Source organism: Actinoalloteichus sp. AHMU CJ021, from assembly GCF_002895405.1.
GTDB classification, from domain to species: Bacteria; Actinomycetota; Actinomycetes; order Mycobacteriales; family Pseudonocardiaceae; genus Actinoalloteichus_B; species Actinoalloteichus_B caeruleus.
Genome location: NZ_CP025990.1, coordinates 311,718 through 329,794 on the forward strand (window position 1 = coordinate 311,718; position 18,077 = coordinate 329,794).

The 18,077-nt window shown below is 68.2% G+C and carries 8 protein-coding genes; 3 read left to right on the forward strand and 5 right to left on the reverse strand.

Going from position 1 to position 18,077, the window contains the following annotated elements:
• Positions 1–7 precede the first annotated feature (7 nt).
• Positions 8–9,529, reverse strand: a complete 9,522-nt coding sequence (locus C1701_RS01040; RefSeq protein ID WP_337662055.1) for an amino acid adenylation domain-containing protein — start codon at positions 9,527–9,529, stop codon at positions 8–10.
• Between the two features lie 385 nt (positions 9,530–9,914).
• Positions 9,915–10,943 carry a guanitoxin biosynthesis L-enduracididine beta-hydroxylase GntD gene (gene gntD / locus C1701_RS01045; protein ID WP_035276211.1) on the reverse strand — a complete coding sequence of 343 codons (1,029 nt, stop codon included), beginning with the start codon at positions 10,941–10,943 and terminating at the stop codon, positions 9,915–9,917.
• Positions 10,944–11,251: 308 nt separating this feature from the next.
• On the opposite strand from gntD, the gene C1701_RS01050 reads away from it, so the two are divergent.
• Together C1701_RS01050 and C1701_RS01055 are read left to right on the forward strand one after the other, a co-directional pair.
• Entirely contained in the window at positions 11,252–11,893 is a 642-nt protein-coding gene (locus C1701_RS01050) for a response regulator transcription factor (RefSeq protein ID WP_030107563.1), read from the forward strand.
• Positions 11,894–12,463: 570 nt separating this feature from the next.
• The gene (locus C1701_RS01055) at positions 12,464–13,225 is read left to right on the forward strand and encodes a hypothetical protein (protein WP_030107562.1); all 762 of its coding nucleotides are present in this window, start codon (positions 12,464–12,466) and stop codon (positions 13,223–13,225) included.
• A gap of 12 nt (positions 13,226–13,237) precedes the next feature.
• On the opposite strand, the gene mppR is transcribed toward C1701_RS01055, so the two are convergent.
• The 3 genes from mppR to mppP are packed head-to-tail and all read right to left on the reverse strand — an operon-like array spanning position 13,238 to position 16,443.
• Entirely contained in the window at positions 13,238–14,062 is an 825-nt protein-coding gene (mppR, locus tag C1701_RS01060; RefSeq protein WP_030107561.1) for an enduracididine biosynthesis enzyme MppR, read from the reverse strand.
• A 15-nt stretch (positions 14,063–14,077) separates the two neighbouring features.
• Positions 14,078–15,286: an aminotransferase class I/II-fold pyridoxal phosphate-dependent enzyme gene (locus C1701_RS01065; RefSeq protein WP_051713544.1), complete on the reverse strand. Its 1,209-nt coding sequence runs from the start codon at positions 15,284–15,286 to the stop codon at positions 14,078–14,080.
• Positions 15,283–16,443, reverse strand: a complete 1,161-nt coding sequence (gene mppP, locus C1701_RS01070) for an enduracididine biosynthesis enzyme MppP (RefSeq protein WP_030228845.1) — start codon at positions 16,441–16,443, stop codon at positions 15,283–15,285. Before mppP ends, C1701_RS01065 begins: the two co-directional genes overlap by 4 nt.
• Positions 16,444–16,979: 536 nt before the next feature.
• Here mppP and C1701_RS01075 point away from each other — a divergent pair.
• A complete protein-coding gene (locus tag C1701_RS01075; protein ID WP_030107558.1) occupies positions 16,980–17,987 on the forward strand; it encodes a class I SAM-dependent methyltransferase in 1,008 nt (335 codons plus the stop codon).
• Positions 17,988–18,077 lie beyond the last annotated feature (90 nt).

The following is an 18,077-nucleotide window of genomic DNA, read 5'->3' on the forward strand; positions in this document are numbered from 1 at the left end:
CTCCGATCTAGCCACGGCCGCCAGCTCCGTCCACGACCCGTTCCCACTTCTCCAGGATCCTGTTCCCCACGACCGCTCCGAGATCGACGATCGTCCTGTGCTCGAACAGGTCACGGGGCGAAACGTCGATCTCGAAGGTCTGACGGATGCGGGAGACCAGCCGGATACTGCTGATCGAGTCGCCACCCAGGTCGAAGAAGTCATCCATCGCGCTGACCTCGTCGAGCGCGAGCACTTCGACCCACAGGTCGGCCAGTGCCTCCTCAGTCGGAGTACTCGGCGGAACGTGCCGTGTCGCCTGCTGTTCCCCTGGGCCCACCTCCGACAGGAGTCGACGGTCCACCTTCCCGTTCGCGGTGAGCGGCAGGTCGTCGACCGCGACGTACCGGGCGGGCACCATGTAGTCAGGCAACAGCTCCGCCAAGTGGGAGCGCAGCTCGGCCAATGGCACCTCCGACGTCGTTCCGCTCGGAACGACGTAGGCGACCAGGCGCCGGTGGTCGGAAGTGTCCTCCACCGCTACGACCACGGCCGCACCGACCGTGGGGTGGCGGACGATCGCGTTCTCGACTTCCGCCAGTTCGACGCGAAAACCTCGGATCTTGACCTGGTCGTCGGCGCGACCCACGAATTCGAGCATCCCCTGGGCGTTCCAGCGCACGAGGTCGCCGGTGCGGTACAGCCGAGCGCCAGGAGCTCCGAACGGATCGGCAACGAAGCGTTCGGCCGTGCGCACCGGTTGCCGGACATAACCGCGTGCCACGCCAACTCCTCCCACGTGCAGTTCCCCGACGACTCCTACCGGGACGGGCCGCAGGTAGCCGTCGAGGACGTGGAACCGCACATTGGGAATGGGTCGGCCCAGCGGGATGCTGCCCGGGGTGGTTCCAAGCGGGACCGGGAACAGGGTGACCGCGATGGTCGTCTCGCTGGGGCCGTAGATGTTCACGATTCGGCGGCTGCTCGCCCAGGCGCGCGCGAGATCCGCGGAGAGAACGTCGCCGCCACTGCCGACGCAGCGCAGCGCGGGAAGGTTGTCACGGTCGAGGGCCGTGAGGACCGCCTGCGGCAGGATCGCCACGGTGACCTCCTCGGCCCGCGCGACCTCCTCGATGTGGACGACGTCGGTCCGTCGCTCCGAGTCGACGAGGACCAGAGTGCCGCCCGTGGCCAGCGTCATGAACACGTCCTGGATCCCGCCGTCGAAGCTCATCGAGTAGACCTGGAGGACCCGACTGCCCGGCGTCAACCCGTAGGCGGTCCGGGCGGCGGAGACGAGGTTCCGCAGTGAGCGGTGCTCGACCATCACACCCTTCGGTCGCCCCGTGGAACCGGAGGTGTAGACGACGTATGCCAGCCCTCGGGCGGAACCCGGACCGACCGGTGCGTCACGTGACTGCCGGGCGACGACCTCACGGACCTCGTCGAGGCTGACGACGCCCCACTCCCCCGGAGGAAGCGCGTCCGCGCGCACGGCGTGTGCCAGCACGAGGTCCGGGCGGGTTTCGGAGAGCATCATCCCGAGTCGTTCACCGGGGTAGCCGGAATCGAGGGGCAGGCAGGCGGCATTCGCCCTGAGAACGGCGAGCACCGCGACGATGAGGTCGATCCCGACGTCGAGGGCCAGCCCGACTACGGAATCCGAACCCACTCCCAACCCGACCAGGTAGTTGGCCAGTCGGTTGGCGCGTTCGTCGAGTTCCGCGTAGGTCAGTCGCTGGCCGTGGTGCACCACCGCGTCGGAGTCTGGCCGGCGCGAGCACCACCAGCTGATGGCCGTGTGGACCGGCTGATCGGTGTTCGCGTCCGAGGTCGAGCCCGACCAGGCCTCGATGGTCGACTCCTCCCTCGGCGGCAGCATTGGTAGCTCGCCGACGGTCCGGCGCGGGTTCCGTTCCAGGCCTCCCAGGAGGGTCCGGAGGTGCTCGGCGAAGCGTTCGACGGTACTTCGGTCGAGGACCTCGGGGTCGTGGTGCAGTTCGAGAACGAACGTGTCCCCCGGGTACACGGCGAGGGCCAACGCGTAGTTCGTTCCCGTGGTCTTGCCGATCTCGGAGACGACCAGTCCTCGTTCCGCCGCCATCCGGGGGTCCACCGGGTAGTTCTCGAACACCACGACGCTGTCGAAGAGCGGGCCTCCTCCCGCCACCTCGGCCCAGGACTGGACCTGGGCGAGCGAGACGTGCTCGTGGTGCCGCGCGGTCGCCTGTTCCGCCTGCAACGCGCGCAGCCATGGCAGGAGGTCCTGCTCGTGCCTGACCTCGACGCAGGCGGGCAACGTGTTGATGAACAGTCCGATCATCGACTCGACGCCCGGCAGGTCAGCGGGTCGGCCTGAGGACGCCACACCGAAACAGACCGTCCCCTGGCCGGTGTAACGGGAGAGGGCCACGGCCCAAACACCTTGCACGATGGTGTTCAGCGTGAGACGAGCGTTCCGGGCCAACGCACTGATGCGCGCGGTCAGGTCCGGGTCGAGGCGCAGCACCACGTGCTCGGAGGAGAAGGTGCGGTGGCCGCCGTTCTGGGGCCGGTCGAGTGGAAGCACCGACGGGGCGCCCAGCGGAGCGAGCACCGAGCGCCAGTAGGTCTCGTCGGCAGCCGTGTCCCGGTTCTCCAGCCATTCGACGAAGACGCGGTAGGGCGGGCGGAAGGGCGGTTCGAACGCCCGGCCGGACTCGAGAGCGGTGTACTCCCCGAACAGTTCTGTCAGGATGCCCATCAGGCTCCAGCCATCGAACAGGATGTGGTGGAAGGTCCACATCAGTCGTAGCCGCCGGCCGGGCAGCACCGCGATGCCCAGGCGAAGGAGGGGTGCTCGGCCCAGGTCGACACCCTGAGCCCGCTCCCGCTCGAGGAAGGTGCGGGCAGCCTCCATCCGGGCAGCCTCGTCGTGACCGCTCCAGTCCAGGACGGTGATGGGGACCTCGGCGTCCTGGTGCACGACCTGCAGCGGTCGCGGCAGTCCTTCCCAGACCACGGCGGTCCGGAGCACGTCGATCCGTGCCACGACCCTGCGGAGCGCCCGCGCGACCAGTTCGGGTTCCTCCAGGCCCTCGGGTGAGAGCCACGCCTGCTCCAGGTACCGCGTCGACTCCTCCCCACTCATCAGGGTGTGGAACAGCATGCCGGTCTGCATGGGAGTGAGGGGGTACACGTCGTGGACGTGCCGCCCGTCTCCCACCACCCGGTCGAGCTCCGGCTGTTCAAGCTCGGCGAGCGGGAAGTCGGAGGGAGTCCGTCCTCCGGCCCCCGGAGTCAGGCAGTGCACCAGTAGCCGCCGGAGTGCGCTAGTGAAACGCTCAGCCAGGCCCGAGATCGTCGCGTGGCCGTGGCGATTGACCGAGAAGGTGAAGGTGAACGTGAGAAGTCCTCCCGTGACCGCCCCCACGACGTCGAGGACGTGCATGCGCTGGTCGTCCGACCGCTGGTGGAGGTGGATCTCGGGGGTGGAGCGGAGAAGGCCGTCGTGCGTCCCCGCGTTGTGGAGTTGTCCCAGGTAGTTCAGGCCTACCTCCGGATACGGTTCGCCGGCGAGCCCTGGCTCTTCCCGTGAGTACCGCAACGCCCCGTACCCCAGCCCCCGCCGGGGAACCGCCCGGAGCTGTTCCTTGACGGTCGTGAGCAGCGTGCGCTCGTCCGTAGCGCCGGTGAGGTCGATGGTGACCGGGAAGTACGAGGTGAACCAACCGACGGTGCGGCTCAGGTCGATGTCGTCGAAGACGTCTTCTCGACCGTGGCCCTCGAGCCCGATGAGGACGCGGTCCCGTCCCGTCCAGTCCCGGAGGACCGCACCGAGGGCGGCGATGAGCACGTCGTTGATCTCCGTGCGGTAGACATCGGGCACGTCACGGAGGAGAGCCTGGGTTTCCGCGCGGTCGAGGTGGACCGTGATCGACGCCTCGCTGCCCACCGTGTTCGGTCCCGCTCCGTCGAGGGGAAGACCGGGGTTCGACCAGTCCCGGTACCCGTGCCAGTAGGGCAACTCGTCGTCGAAACCGCCGGCCGTGGCGTGATCTCGCAGCCGGCGTGCCCACTGCGTCACGGTGCTGGTGACCGGGCCGAGATCGACTGGTCGGCCGTCGTCGATCCGCGTGTAGGCCTCGTGGAGGTCCTCGAGGAGGATGCGCCAGCTGACGCTGTCCACCACGAGGTGGTGCGCGGTCAGCAGCAGGCGGGGGCGACGGCCGTGGCCGAGGTCGAACAGCACTGCGGCGAACAGGCTGTCCCCGGTCAGCGACACCAGGTGCTGCGCTTTCCTGACCTCCTCGTCGAGGGCTGGTTGAACGTCGCGCTCGTCCGGTGCGCCCAGCGAGACCGTGCGCAGGTCGACCTGGCGGGCCTCCCTGTCGCCCACGCGCTGCGTCCACGTATCGCCGTCACTGATGAACCTGGTCCGGAGTGCCGCGTGGTGCTGGCTGAGGGCGTTGATCGCGGCGCGCAACCTTCTTCGGTCGACCTCGGGATCCAGGTCGACGAGCACGTACTGGGTGAGCTCCTCGGGTGCGTCGAACGCTTCGAAGGAGAACGCCTGGATAGGTGTGAGCGGTGCCGGGGCGTGGTCCGTGGTCGTGTCGCTCGGCGGCTGGTGAGCGGCCTCGGCCATGGTGACGACCGAGCTCAGCGCCTCCACCGTCTGGTGCTGGAAGATGTCGCGGGAGGACATGACGATCCCCGCGCGTTGCGCGCGGGCGAGGATCTGGAGGGCCAGGATCGAGTCGCCGCCCAGGGTGAAGAAGTTGTCCCGGATGCCGACTCGGTCCGCCCGTGTCACGTCGGCCCAGATCTCGGTGAGCACACGCTGGACCTCGGTCCGGGGCGGGACGTGGACCTCCGGCCCTGCGACGAACCGCTCGGTGAGGTCGACCTCGGGTAGAGCGTATCGATCGACCTTGCCGTTGGTCGTCAGCGGCAGTGCCCGCATCGTCACCACGCGTGTCGGCACCATGTAGTCGGGAAGCCGGTCCTCGAGATACGAGACGATCCTCGTCTCGGCCGCCTCTCCAGGTTCGATGGGGACGACGTAGGCGGCGAGGTGTTTCCTGCCGTCGTCGCCACGAGCGAGGACGACGGCGTCGATCACGTCGGGGGCCGCGAGCAGCGCTGCCTCCACCTCACCCAGCTCGATGCGGAAGCCCCGGATCTTGACCTGGTCGTCGGCGCGCCCGACGAACTCCAGTTCTCCCCGCCGGTTCCACCGGACGATGTCCCCGGTGCGGTAGAGGCGGGTGCCAGTGCCGAAGGGGTCAGCGACGAAGCGTTCGGCGGTGAGACCGGGGCGGTTCAGGTAGCCGCGTGCCAGTCCTTCGCCGGCGAGGTAGAGCTCTCCCTGGGTGCCGGGTGGGGTGAGTGCCAATCCCTCGTCCAGCACGTACACCCGCGTCCCGTCGAGGGGCAGCCCCACGGGGACCGTTCCCGTGCCGGAGATGGCACGGGTCACGGGCTGGCTGAGCGCGAAGGTGGTGGTCTCGGTCGGCCCGTACACGTGGACCAGCCGGAGGTCCGGGCAATGCGCGAGCACGCGGTCGAACGCCGTCGGTGATGCGATCTCGCCACCGGTCCACACTTCGGCGAGGTCCGCGAAGCAGCCCGGGTCCTCCTCGGCCAGGACGTTGAACAGGGCTGTGGTGAGGAACAGGTACGAGACGCCGCGACGGGATCCCATCTCCCGGACCGATGCCGGGCTGAGCTCCTCCTGGGCCACCTCGACCTGACCCCCGGTCAGCAGCGGCACCCATATCTCGAAGGTCGACGCGTCGAACGCCTGCGGTGAGTGGAAGAGCACGCGGTGATGGGCCGAGGCCCAGCGACTGTCCCTGCTGAGGCTGACGATGTCCTCGTGGGTGATCGCGACGCCCTTGGGCTGCCCCGTCGAACCCGACGTGAACATCACGTAGGCCAGATTGTCCGGGAGAACCTCCGTGTCGGGCGTGAGCGGCGGCGCGAAACCGTCCGCGTCGTCCTCCGGTATGTCGTCGAGGGTGATGGTGTGTGGGGTCAACCCGTCCACCACCTCCCGATACCCCCCATCAGTGATCACCACCGACACCCCCGTCACCGACCACAACCCCCGCACCCGCTCCCGGGGCGTGCTCCCCTGCACCGGCACATACACCCCACCCGCTTTCAACACCCCCAACATCGCCACGATCACCCGTTCCGACCGGCCCATCACCACACCCACCCGCGATTCCGGTCCCACCCCCAACCCCCGCAACCGCCACGCCACCCGCTCCGACCACGCCTCCAACCCCGCATACGTCACCACCCGCTCACCACACACCACCGCGACCCGCTCCGGATCCGACCGGGCCCACTCCCGCACCACCTCCGGCACGGTGCCCGCCCCCACCGACCCGACCCCCGCGGCGTGACCGGCCTCCAACACCACCCGATCCGCCCCGGTCAACACCGACAAGCCCCCCACCACACCCCCAGGACCCGCCGCGACCGCCTCCACCACCGCACCCAACCGGCCCGCCATCCCCACCACCGTCTCCTCGGAGAACACCTCCGAGGAGTACTGCACCATCACATCCAAACCACCCCCGACCTCGGTGAACTCCACCGTCACGTCCGTCACCGAGGACACACACGGCACCCGGGCGGGAACACCCCGAACCCCACCCAGCTCCAACCGGACCTCCGGCCCGTTCTGTAACACCATCATCGCCTGGACCAGCGGGGTCCGGGACACATCCCGCTCCACCCCGGCCTGTTCCACCACCCGCTGGAACGGCACGTCCTGATCCGCCAACGCCTCCACCACACCCGCCCGGACCCGGGCCAACAACGCGGTGAACGTCTCCCCGGGCTCCACCCGACCACGTAACACCAACGTGTTGATGAAACACCCCACCAACGACTCCAACTCCGGACGCACCCGCCCGGACACCGCCGTACCCAACGCCACCTCACGCTGCCCGGTATGCCGGGACAACCACACCTGGCACACCGCCACCAGCACCATGAACAACGTCGCGCCCTGCGCCCGACCCACCGCCCGGAGCACCCCGGTGACCTCGGGATCAATCCGCGAGTACACCGCCCCACCCCGACCGGTACGCACCACCGGTTGCCGGTGGTCCACCGGCAACCGCGACACCGGCAGGTCCCGCACCCGCTCCCGCCACCGCCGGGACGGCGCCTCCAACACCGACTCGGTGAACACCACCCGCTGCCACCGCGCGTACTCGGGATAGGCGACCGGTAACTCCGGTAACCGCGGTACCCGTCCCCGCAGAGCGGCGGTGTAGCACTCACCCAGATCCCGGGTCAGCACCCCCCACGACCACCCGTCGATCACCGCGTGATGCGCGCTGAGCACCAACACCTGGTCCTGCTCCCCAACACGGACCAGCAACGCCCGCGCCACCGGGCCGCCACGCAGGTCGAACGGGGTCCGCACCTCGGTATCGGTCACCCGCTGCCAGGCGGTATCACGCTCGAGGTCCGGCAGATCACCCAGATCGACCACCCGCAACGGGAACTGGCCCTCCGCCGGGGCGGCCACCCGCTGGAACGGTTCGTCGTCCTCGACAGCGATCGTGGTCCGCAGCGGAGCGTGCCGAGCGGCCACGTCCCGCAACGCCCGCTCCAGAGCGGGGACATCGACCTGGCCCTGGAGGCGGAATCCCCGGGTGACGTTGTACTCGACCCCGTCGGGGTTGTACTCGTGCAGGAACCAGAACCGCTGCTGGGACCATGACAACACCGGGCGGTCCCCGGCCGGGACACCGCCCACCGCCACGGCCCCGACCGAGCCGGGCGTGTCCTCCAGCGCCTCCAACGCGGCGGCCACCGCCGCGGGACTGGGATGGTCGAACAACAGGTTGGAGGCCACCGCGGGATGCCCGAGACGGCGGAGCCGGGAGACCACCCGCAACGCCAGCAGCGAGTCACCCCCGATGACGAAGAAGTCGTCCTGCCGGCCGATCAGCTCCGCGGGGATCTCCAACACCTCCGCCCACACGCCGATCACGGCCGTCTCCACCGGGGAGAGGACACCAGCGTCGGGGCGCACCGTGGTGTTGGTGGCGGTGCGGGGGTCGGGCAGGGCCCGCCGGTCGAGTTTGCCCGAGGGTCCCACCGGTAGTGCCGGTATCCAGACCAGCCAGGTGGGCACCCAGGAAGCGGGCAGGGTCCGTCCCAGGAACGCGCGCACCTCGATGGGGTCGAGTTCCTGATCGGCGGCGACCGCGTAGGCGGCCAACCGTCCCTCGTGGACGCCGACCACGGCGTGCCGGATCCCGGGGTGCGCGGTCAACGCGGTCTCGATCTCCCCGAGCTCGATCCGTTGACCCCTGATCTTGACCTGGTCGTCAGCGCGGCCCAGGAACTCCAGGGCTCCGGTGGTGTCCTCTCGGACGAGGTCCCCGGTCCGGTAGAGCCGGGCACCGTGGTGGAAGGGGCTGGCCACGAACCGTTCCGCGGTGCGGCCGGGCTGGTGGTGGTATCCCCGGGCCAGTTGGACACCGGAGAGGTAGAGCTCACCGGGGACACCGGGGGGCACCGGGCGCAGCGTGGGGTCCAGGACGTGGGTGGCGGTGTTCCACACAGGGAACCCGATGAGGACCCGTTCGGTGCCCACCGGGCAGGGCCAGTAGGTGACGTCCACGGCGGCTTCGGTCGGGCCGTAGAGGTTGTGCACGGCGGTGTCCGGTAGTAGCGCGTGCGCCCGCGTGAGCACTCCGGCCGGGAGTGCCTCACCAGAGCAGAAGACCTGCCGCAGGCCCGAGGCGCGGGTGGCCGCGGGGTCGTCGAGGAACTCCCGGAACAGCGAGGGCACGAAGTGGCAGGTGGTGACCGCGTGCTCGGTGATGAGCCGGGCGAGGTAGTCGGGTTCCCGGTGCCGGCCGGGCCCGGCCAGGACCACGCTGGCCCCGGTGATCAACGGCCAGAACAGTTCCCAGACCGAGACATCGAAACTGGTGGGGGTTTTGTGCAGGACCCGGTCGGTGGGGGTGATCGGGTACTGGTGCTGCATCCACAGCAGCCGGTTGACGATCGCCCGGTGGGAGACCAGCACACCTTTGGGACGGCCGGTGGAGCCGGAGGTGTAGATGGCGTAGGCGGTGGAGTCCGGGTGTGTCGGGTGGGGGGTACGGGCCGGGCTGGTGGGCAGGTCCTGGTCGAGATGGACCCAGTGGGTGTCGAGGTGGGGGAGTCGGGGTCGGAGGTCGTGGTGGGTGAGCACGATCGGTGCCTGGGAATCGGTGAGCATCAACTCCAGGCGGTCGTGGGGGTAGTCCGGGTCCAGGGGCAGGTACCCGGCTCCGGTGGACAGGACCGCCAGCAGGGCGACCATCAGGTCCAAACCGCGGGGCAGGCAGAGCCCGATCAGGGTGTCGGGTCCCGCCTGATGCGCGGCGAGGTGGTCGGCGAGCGCGTCGGCCCGGTGGAGCAGGTCCTGGTAGGTCAGGGCCTGACCGGTGTCGGTGAGGACCGCGACCGCGTCGGGAGTGGCCCGGGCCTGGTCCCGGACGAGGTCGTGCACACCGGCCTGGGGCAGTGGGTGACTGCTTCCCACCCCACCACCCACCCCCACCGGGAGACCGGACGGCGTTCGGCCGGTCGGCTGAACACCGGCTGGTGGGAAGGATTGCCCGAGTTCACGTGTCATCGCGTGCGCGTCCTCCTGACTCAACACCCGGGGCGCCTACCCGAGCTCCTCGGCGCGAGGTTCCGCCACTTCGACGGGACCGGACCCCGAATTCCCCGGAGGTCCCTGCGGCTGGGTGCGCACGACCGCCCGGTTGGCTGGTCCCTGCGCGATCCGGGATGCGGACCCCGGACCGGATCGGTGTTCCCGAGGACGGAGGCGGGCCGTTCGCGCTGGTGAGGGATCGGTCCGCGCTCGTCCCATTCCTCCGCCGAATCACGCTGGCTGGCGGAAGAAAATCATCTGCGGCTCGTCAGTAGATCACCCGGGATTGTGCGTCAAGCCGGGAGCCACGGGACTTCCTGAGATCCCTCGTGATGTTCAGCCGGCGGAGCCAGCGGTCGGTGCCGTCGAACCGCGCCTGGAAAGGTTTCCTCCCGTGGACCACCCGGTAGTTGTCGATGAAGCAGATGTCGCCGGGCCGCAGGACCACCCCGGACATCGCCGCGTCGACAGCGTCGATGACTTTTCCAAGTGCCTCCTGCTCGACCTCCCCCTGCGCGTTCTCCATGTAGAAGGGGTCGATCCTGAGGTAGGGATCCCGTGGGTCGCCGAAGAGAACCGCGACTGGCTCCGGTTTCCTCAGGAGTTCCTCGACTCGCTCGTAACTGCGCTGAAGGAGCGCCGCCGAGCGCGTGCTCCTGGTGGTCGAGCTGTTCTGGTTCTGAGCGCGGTGTGACTTGTCGGGGAGGATGAAGAACCTTTCCTCGAAAAGGAGGTCCCTGGTCTGGTCGTCGAGCTGGACCTCACTGATCTCGGCAGCGGTGGTCTCCACCCCCTCGTGGTTGCGCAGGCACATCAGCCCCAGGTAGTCGGTGCGCAACGGGTGGTATGCGTCCTCGGTGTGCCAGGTGAGCAGTTCGGAGGACCCGGAACCGATCTGCTCGTGTTCGTGGCCCTTCATGGGGAAGATGTCGTGCATGATGCGCCCGTCCTGCTGCGTAGCCCACCCGATGGCCTCACCGAGTAGACTTCCGAGTAGGAAGAACGCGATGTCCTCCCGCAAGGTGGGAGAGGGAGTGCGCTCGTCCCGCCAGTCAGCGGGAGTGGGACCGACAGCGTCGTCGTCGATCGGAATTCCGGAGATCACGACGAGGCCGTCCGTCTCGGTGTTGCGGTAGGAATACAGTGCCGAACGCACACTTCGTGGGATTTCGTCGGCATAGGAGCGGGCTGTTCGGAGAAATCCCTCGGACTCCACTGAGGGGAACTCCTTGGCCAACTCGGTCGCGACGTCCTGAATTCCTCGGACCTCGTCGTCCCGCAACCGCAGGGTCAACACAGAACAATCCCTCCTTTCGACCGCACGACCTGGTGAGACGCAGGGTCGGGAGAACCCGCGTGCGGCGCACGGCATCAGGTCGCCACTCGTGACCATCCTGACGATCGCCTTATCCTCGTTCCATGCCTTTCAGCGGATGTCTAAATATCGGGGTGGGCAGAGTGCCGAGGTCGCGCTGCCCGCACGAGGGGTGGCGACCTTGGACGTGCCTTCTCGGGAACGACGGGGAACGGGATTTTTCCCGTATGATCGTCCTGGTCACCCGCGTCAGGGCGGAGACATCGAGTGGTGAGGAGAGCCGGGGCAACGTGCGGATCGTACTTGCCGAGGACGGGGCGCTGCTGCGCGAAGGACTCGCCAGCCTGCTCCAGCGTTTCGGTCACGAGGTCGTCGCCTGCGTGGAGGACGCCGAAGCCGCCGTCGTCGCCGTGAACCGACACCGGCCGGACATGTTGGTTACGGACGTCCGCATGCCTCCGAACCACGCGGACGACGGCCTGCGCGCCGCGGTCAGGTTGCGGCGTCGTCACCGCGGTTTGGGTGTGTTGGCCCTCAGCCAGTACGTGGCCGAGGACTACGCCACCACCTTGCTGAACACCGGCGACGAGGGCGGGGTGGGGTACCTGCTGAAGGAACGGGTCGGGGACGTCGCCGAGTTCCTGGACGCCGTTACCCGCATCGGTCAGGGCGGCACCGTCGTCGATCCCGAGGTCGTGCGCCAGTTGTTGGGCGAGCCTGGCGATCCCGTGCGCAGGCTGACGCCTCGGGAGCGGGAGGTCCTCGAGCACATGGCCCAGGGACGGTCCAACCTCGCCATCAGCCAACGGTTGTTCGTGACCGAAGCCGCGGTCAGCAAGCACATCGCGAATATCCTGACCAAACTCGGGCTGGGGCCGAACGATCAGCACAATCGCCGAGTCCTCGCCGTCCTCACGTACCTCCGTCGATAACGGGCGGTTTAGGTCCGTTGTCGACAGCGCCTGAGGTGGCTGAGAGCTGTCGCGGTTCTGGGTGCCCCGTCGGTGTCCGACCCCACTCGGTGGTGGTCCATCCAACATCCGCCGTGGTCAGCCGCCGTGAGGCCGATGTCCCTTGCTCCGTTCTACCCCTGACCCGGTGGGTGAGGACGTGGGAAGATCCCACCCGTGCTCTGACATCGTCGCGGCCTCAGCGGAGTCGACAGCCCGCTCACGGCGGCAGTACAGCTAGCACTAGTGCTTTTCGGCAGTTGTCTGCAGTGACGCCGTCGGTGGGTACAGGCTTAACTGGACTGGCCTCGTCGACGTGACCTCAGCGACGTGCGGGTTGTGGTTGCCCCTGCTTACCACCGCCGCCACCGCTGGTAGACGCGGAAGTGACGACGCCCTGTCCCCTCCGGGGTCGAGCCGTGCTCGCCGCTCCCGTGACGTGGGGCTTGGCGGGACAACGACGGCTCGTGATTCGGTCGCGGACGGTCGGAGTGCGGCGCAGCCCCAGCTCAGCGGGGTGAACACGGTTCAGATGAACGGGAGGGACTATCGATGACGGGAACCGCGCGGCGTGTGGTGCCGGTGGCCCTTGGCCTGGTGGCGTTCCTCTGCGCCACGAGCGCATGCACCATCAACGGTGCCAACACACCGCCGCGTAGCGACGAACAGGAGTTCAGCCTGGACGGGCAGGAGTTGACGATCAACGCCGGCAACTTCGACCTGCGGGTGGTGCCGGCCCCCGGTGACGCCGTCAACGCCAAACGCTCGCTCACGGGTATGGCCGCCGAGGAAGGGAACGCCTCCTGGTCCCTGGAGAACGGCGAGCTCCGGCTGACCGCGCGCTGCGAGGGTTTCTCCCCGGGCTGCGGTGCGAGTTTCGAGGTGGGAGTGCCCGCGGAGGCGAACCTCTCCCTCATCTCGGATGCCGGTGGGATCAGGGTCGTGGACGTGCCCAACAACCTGGACATCCGGAACACCAACGGCACCGTAAACCTGAACAACGTCTCGGGAAGACTGCAGGTGAACGGAGTCGCGGGCGCGATCAGCGGGGAAAGGCTCCGCTCGTCCGAGGTGAACGTCCGCAGCGAGAACGGCAGCGTCCGGCTCGGATTCACCAACCCGCCCGATTCCGTCGAGGCGGTGGCACGCCACTCCTCGGTGGTGGTGACCCTCCCCACCGAGCACAGCTACGCGATCACCGCGACCAGCGAGTACGACCGGGCCGAGATCAACCTGCCCCACGACCCCGACAGCCCGCGCAAGGTACGAGCGGCCAACCTGAACGGTGGAGCGGTGGTCGTCCAGGGAGCGTGACGGGACGGGCGGTCACCTCCCGCCGAGGAGCCGCCCGCCCCGCAGTGTCTCCGCGTAGCTGAACACGTAGCCTCGCCCGACCTCCACCGGAGTGAGCGTTCCGAAGTCCGCGTCCAGCCCTTCCCGCCACAGTTCGAGGTCAGCCGGACCGGCCCAGATCCTCGAGGTCTCAATGTCGGTCACCTCGGAGGCGACGAGTTGCTCCAGTGGGCGCTCATCCGACAACCAGGGCGGGAAGATCCTCGTGTGGGCGAGGGGCACCGCGTGCAGCGAGGGCAGCTCCGCCACCTCCTCGACACAGGCCACCTCGGCCCGCGCCACCCTCTCCCCGAACACGGACAGGGAACCGTGGAACCGCTCCCCCGTCCCTTTCCTGGTCCCCGCCCGCCCCACCGGCAGCGCTCGGGTCTGGTAGATGGTGCCCAACTGCTTCGGCATGCCCTGAACCCATCCCCGGGCCATGGGCACCGGCTGGTCGACCCAGGCGTACGGGCAACGAACCATCGTCCGCCCCTCATGGGCGCACTCGAGCAGGAGGAGGAATTCCTTGAACTGGCTCCGTTCCGGCGTCGACAGTTCGGCGCCCGAGTCCGAACACCACTGCCAGTCGGCGAACACCGCGGCAGCCGCGCCGGGGTTCGGCCCCAACGTCAGCCCTGGCGGCAGGAACGCGCGCACCGCGTCGGGGTCGACCCGGTAGTCGACCATGATCACATCACCACTGAAATGCCACGGCGGCGGCGTGATCATCGAGGACCGCCCCGAGGGGGACAGCGGCAGGCTGTAACCCGTGGGGCCGGAGGAGGTGTTGACGGGACGTGCGGTGTGGGGACTCATGGATTCTCCGCGGGGTCAGGCCACGGCGAGTTCGGCGGCGAGCCGTTCTCCAGCGGCGGTCAGGAGTTCTGGCGGGTTGAAGCTGAAAGCGAGCCGAACGCTCGTGGGGACATGACCGAAACGGCTTCCCTCGGACACGCCGACACCCGCGCGGTCCGCGGCGGCGACGATCTCGGGCTCACCGCGCAGGTGGGATCGGATCCACACGAAGAACCCTCCGCCCGGTTCGTCGAACTCGTAGTCCTCGGTGAGGTGTTGCCGGAGGGCACCCACCAGCGCGTCCCGCCGGACAGTCAGCTGGCGGCGCAACCAATCGAGATGCTGGTCGTAGTCACCGGCGCGCAGCAGGGACACCACGGCCAACGCCGTGGCGTGGTTCGCCGCCCCTCCGCTGGCGAACAGCCCGTGCTCGCTCAGCCGGGCGACGACGTCGGGTTCGGCCAGGAGGGAACCGACTCTGAGCCCGGGTGCCAACGTCTTGGAGAAGGACTGCAGGCGCACCACGCCTCGGTATCCCGCGAGCGCGGCCATCGAGGGGGGCGGGCTGGCCGCGTCGAGAGTGAGTTCCGCGTACGGTTCGTCTTCCACGATCAGGGTGCCGTGCCGTGCCGCGATGCTGAGCAGCTCGGCTCGGCGGTTGGTGGGCACGACGAGGCCGGTGGGGTTGTGGAACGTGGGATTCAGGTACACGAAGCCCGGTCGTTCGCCGCCCGACCTGGCTGAGGCCAGCGCACGGTGAAGCGCGTCCGGCGACATCCCGTGCTCGTCGGCACTGATCTCACGCAGCACGAGTTCGCAGTCGACGAACAACCGACGGGCCAGGTCGTAGCACGCGGAGTCGAGGAAGACCACCGACCCGGGCTCGGTGAGGATGGTCGACACGAGGTGAAGACCATGCGACGTACCCGCGGTCAGCATCGCCTGCTCAGGCGAGCAGGGGTGCCCGTCACGTGCCACCGCTCGACGGGCCACCTCCTCGCGGAACTCGAACGCACCCTGGTTGTGGCCGTAGCTCAGCGCGGCGGAGCCGAAGCGTTCGAGTCCGCTGGCGAAGTGCTGGCGAAGGAGGTCGACGGGGAGCAAGGTGGGATCGAGGTAACCGGGTCCCAGGTCGAGGACGCCGGGAGGGGAGACCGACTGGACCGTTTCCGCCGTCCAGCGGCGTACGTGGGACAGCGGCCCGGCGGTCTCCCCACCGCGAACTCCAGCGTGATCCGGCGTCACGTCCCCGCCAGGACCGTGCGCAGGGCGGCGGCGGCGGCGTCCACCGTGAAGGACGATCGGGCCAGGGCGACGCGCAGGCTGTGGTTGCCGGCGTCGGGGTCCGCCCAGTGGAACTTCCGGCAGGGCAGCGTGTACACCTGGTGCTCGGTGACCGCGGACCACACCTCCATCGCCGACCTCGTGCCCAGGTCGATCCGCTCCACGCTCGCCCTCGTGTCCTGGTCGGGGAAAGCGATCCCCGGGATCCCGGCGAGAGCCGAACGAAGCGTGGTCCTCCCCTCCCCCACGAAGCGGTGCAGGTCCGCGAGGCCACCGGCCGCCGCGTCCTCCGCGAAGCGCTTCACCAGGGCGAGAATGAGGGGAGACACGCCGAGGAGGACATCGGAGTACACCTTCGCCAACGGCAGGCCGACGTTCTCGCTACGTGCCAACCACCCCACCTTGAGGTCCAGGGTCGGCCAGAGCTTCCCGGTGTCCTCGATGACGACCCACCGGCAGCCGCTGTCCTCCAGGACCCGGTAGTGGTCGTAGTGCGCCCGGGTGTCGAAGCCTCGGAACGACGTGTCCAGGGCTAGGATCGTGCCCGATCTCGCGCACTGCTCCGCGAGCGACCGGAGCCTCTCCTCGGCGAGCACGACGCCGGTCGGGTTGTTCGGCGTGGTCACGAAGACGCAGCCCACCGACTCGATGACCTTTCTCGGGAGGTCCCCCTCGTGCAACTCCTTCTCGGGGAGCGGAACCAGGCGGAGGTCCGCACCCCGCAGAAGGTCGGGGATGTTGTCGAAGGTGGGGTGGATCAGGGCGACGGAGTCGATCTCGGTCGCCAAGGCGCGAGCCAGGATGACCATGGCGACAGAGGACGAGTAGCAGCTGAGCACGCGGCCACCCTCGGCAGGGTATGAGTGCTGCCCGAGCAGGTGGAAGTAGGACTGAACCGCCTCCCTCTCCAGATCGTCGACCGGCTGCTCCGACGCCTTGAGGAACAGGCTCGGGAGTTCGTCGATGATCGACGCCTGACTGGGTGTCAGGTCCTGGCGGGCGTGGCCGTCCGCCAGGTTCAGCGGGCTGTTCAGGGCCAGGTATTCGATCTGGGTGAGGTTTCCCTCGGCGGACCCGAGAGCCGGAGACCTCTTCTGGGCGTGCGAAACCGCGTTCATGAGCACCTCGTTCTCGTGGTGATGACGTAGCGCGAACTGAGCGCTTGACCCGATCAGGGGCCGGCCACGGAGCAGTCTCGTCCGGACTGGAATCAGAGCCGGTGTCGCGTCGCAGGGAGGTGACACCTGACGCGGATCTGTTCCTGATCGTGCGGCGATGTCGGACCCCCGCCGCTGCGCCGATGCTAGCAGGGTGGTCGTGATTCGCAAGAATTTCCACTGCGCTGATGTTCGGAACCTGGCTCCACCCCCGTCGGGAGCTTTGTTTTTCGATCAGCGCCTAATTTGTTGTTCGAACCCAGCGCATTCCCGCACACTGCTGCCAGGGCTTGCATGTGGTCGCGGCCAGCTCCCGGTCGGCTGGCTCACGAGAAGTTCCGACCTCCCACTTTAGGTAACGCATGAAAGTCGTCGACCTGATCGCCTTCGCGGCGGACGATCTGTGGCGGGACCGGCTTGATTCCTGCGAGCCGCAGCACTCGTGACTCATGGGATCGCCTCGTGGCAACCGAAGGCTTCGCTCCAGGAGGAAGAACATGACTGGTACCGAAATCCACCCCCAGAGCAGGGCGGCTGCTGACATCTTCAACTCGGCGGTCGCCGCGTCCGCCGTGGGTGCGGCCTGGGAATTAGGCGCGCTCGAGGAGATCAACAAGCACGGGAAGATCAGGGTAAGCGAGTTCGCCGAGCGCAACGACCTGCACGAGCTCTCCACCCGGGGCATGTTCGTCGCACTGGCCAGCGTGGGCATCGTCGAGCGGCAGGACGACGTCGTGCTCGCCGGAAGGAACTTCGACGAGGTCTTCCGGCACAAGTCGCTCTTCCACTGGCTGACCCAGGGAAGCGGGGAACTGTTCTCCCGGATGCCCTACGTCATCAAGAACAAGAACCGGGTTGGCGAGTACTACCGCCGCGACCCTGAGGCGATCAGCTTCGACTGCCGAGAAATCAACACCATGTACTTCGACCCCGCTTTCTGGGATGCGATGAAAGGACTGCGCCAGCCGTTCAGTAGGGTCGCCGATCTCGGTTCCGGCAGCGGCGAGCGGCTGATTCAGGTGTTGGGCGAGTACCCCGGCACCACGGGGATCGGAATCGACATCGAAAGCCCGTCCGTGAGGATGGCCCAGGAAGCCGCCTCCCGGGCGGGGCTGACTGATCGCCTATCCTTCGTGCAGGGCGACGTCACCCGGGTCGCACCGGGCGCCGAGTTCGACGAAGTCGATCTGATCACCTGCTTCATGATGGGCCACGACTTCTGGCCGAAGCAGGAGTGCATCGAGTCACTGAGGCGAATTCGTGACGCCTTCCCCAACGCCAACACCTTCCTGTTGGGCGATGCGACACGGACGTCGGGCATTCCCGACGACCAGCTTCCCATCTTCACCCTGGGGTTCGAACTCGGTCACGACATGATGGGTGTCTACCTGCCGACCCTCGACGAGTGGGACGACGTGTTCGAGGAAGGCGGTTGGCGCTGCGTCAGGAAGCACCTCATCACTTCCCTCAGCGTCTCGGTCGTGTTCGAACTGGAACGTCTCTGACCATCGCTCCTCCTCCGAGATGACGGGCTCGGTCCGTTCTCGGGGTGGGGGCCAAGCGGGTTCGCTGGTGTCCGCCGGCGCGGCTTTCCG

Excerpts from the sequence above, each read along its gene's own strand:
- C1701_RS01055 (WP_030107562.1), top strand. The coding sequence starts at position 12,464 with ATGACGGGAACCGCGCGGCGTGTGGTGCCGGTGGCCCTTGGCCTGGTG.
- mppR (WP_030107561.1), bottom strand. The coding sequence starts at position 14,062 with ATGAGTCCCCACACCGCACGTCCCGTCAACACCTCCTCCGGCCCCACG.
- C1701_RS01075 (WP_030107558.1), top strand. The coding sequence starts at position 16,980 with ATGACTGGTACCGAAATCCACCCCCAGAGCAGGGCGGCTGCTGACATC.
- mppP (WP_030228845.1), bottom strand. The coding sequence starts at position 16,443 with ATGAACGCGGTTTCGCACGCCCAGAAGAGGTCTCCGGCTCTCGGGTCC.